This is a genomic window from Leisingera sp. S232 (assembly GCF_049800895.1).
Taxonomy (GTDB): domain Bacteria; phylum Pseudomonadota; class Alphaproteobacteria; order Rhodobacterales; family Rhodobacteraceae; genus Leisingera.
Window position 1 is genome coordinate 1 of sequence record NZ_JBNAFX010000082.1, and the last position, 1,928, is coordinate 1,928.

At 57.5% G+C, this 1,928-nt stretch carries 1 protein-coding gene; it reads left to right on the top strand.

Features of this window, described 5'->3' with window-relative positions; genetic code table 11:
• Positions 1-1,928 (top strand): Ig-like domain-containing protein (locus ACP151_RS21330; protein ID WP_424980786.1); only part of this gene is annotated, 1,928 nt, incomplete at both ends.

Sequence of the window (1,928 nt, forward strand, 5' to 3'; positions counted from 1 at the left end):
GGCTGTCACCATCGATCCTGTCAACGACGCCCCTGTGGCGGCAGATGACACCGGCTCGACGGGCTTTGAAACGGCTGTGACCCTTGATGTTCTGGGCAACGACACGGATGTTGACGGGGATCCGCTGACGGTGACCGAAGCAACGGCTGACAACGGCACTGTGACCATCAACGCCGATGGCACGCTGGAGTACACGCCGGACGCAGGCTTTGACGGTGACGACACGATCACCTACACGATCAGTGATGGTGAGCTGACGGACACCGCCGAGGTTGCGGTTACCGTGGAACCGGACACTGATGTGGACCCAGTGGCTAACCCTGACACAGCCGAAGTCGACGAAGGTGACCTCGTCACCATTGACGTTCTGAGCAACGACACCGATCCTCAGGGTGACCCGTTGACTGTTGTTGGCGCTGATGCACCAAACGGCATCGTGGACATCAACCCTGATGGAACACTGTCCTATGAGCCAGACGAAGGCTTTACCGGCGAAGATACGATCACCTATACGGTCGAGGATCCGGATGGCAACCAGGGCACATCAACGGTGACCGTTACGGTCAATGAAGTGATTGTTGAAAATGTTGATCCGGTTGCCCTGGATGATGTCTATGAGTTTGATATCGAGGGCTATGAGGGGGGCAATATCCGTCTGACAGGTAGCGATGATCTCCTGCTGGCAAATGACACAGATGCAGACGGCGACGCTCTGCGCGTGATCGAAGCCAACGGTGACGCGAACCTAAGGCAGTGGATCCCTGCGGACAACGGCGGCGAAATTCGGATTACGTCCTCGGGTGCCGTACGCTTCCGCGATGTGGATGGTGACTTTGCCAATCTGTCAGATGGGGAAGTCCAGTCAACTTCGATCACCTACCGCGTGTCTGACGGTCAGGGCGGATCTGACGAAGCGATGGTCACAGTCAACGTGACTGGCGCGGCGGTAGTCGAAAACCAGGTGCCTGATGCGGTAGATGATACTGCATCGGTTGATGCGGGCAACTTCGTGACCATTCCGGTTCTTGCGAACGATACCGACCCGCAGGGTGACCCGTTAACTGTTGTCGACGCCGATGCACCAAATGGCATCGTGGACATCAACCCGGACGGGACCATCACCTATGAGCCAGACGAAGGCTTTGTTGGTGAAGACACGATCACCTACACGATCGAAGACCCCGACGGGAACAGCGATACTGCTGAAGTGACAGTTGTTGTGAACGAAGGTGAACAGACGCCAGTTGTTGTCGGAGACACGGCAGAAACCGATGAAGACACCGCTGTCACCATTGACGTTCTGAGCAACGACAGCGATCCAAACGGTGACCCGCTGACGGTTGTTGAAGCCACAGCGCCCAATGGCACTGTGACCATCAACCCCGATGGCACGCTGGAGTACACGCCTGATCCGGACTTCAACGGTGACGACACGATCACTTACACGGTTGAGGATCCCGACGGGAACAGCGCAACCGGTGAGGTGGCTGTCACCATCGATCCTGTCAACGACGCCCCTGTGGCGGCAGATGACACCGGCTCGACGGGCTTTGAAACGGCTGTGACCCTTGATGTTCTGGGCAACGACACGGATGTTGACGGAGATCCGCTGACGGTGACCGAAGCAACGGCTGACAACGGCACTGTGACCATCAACGCCGATGGCACGCTGGAGTACACGCCGGACGCAGGCTTTGACGGTGACGACACGATCACTTACACGATCAGTGATGGTGAGCTGACGGACACCGCCGAGGTTGCGGTTACCGTGGAACCAACTGACGAAGTTGCTCCGGTTGCTGAGGACGACACGGCAGAAACCGATGAAGACACCGCTGTCACCATCGACGTTCTGAGCAACGACAGCGATCCAAACGGTGACCCGCTGACGGTTGTTGAAGCCACAGCGCCCAATGGCACTGTGACCA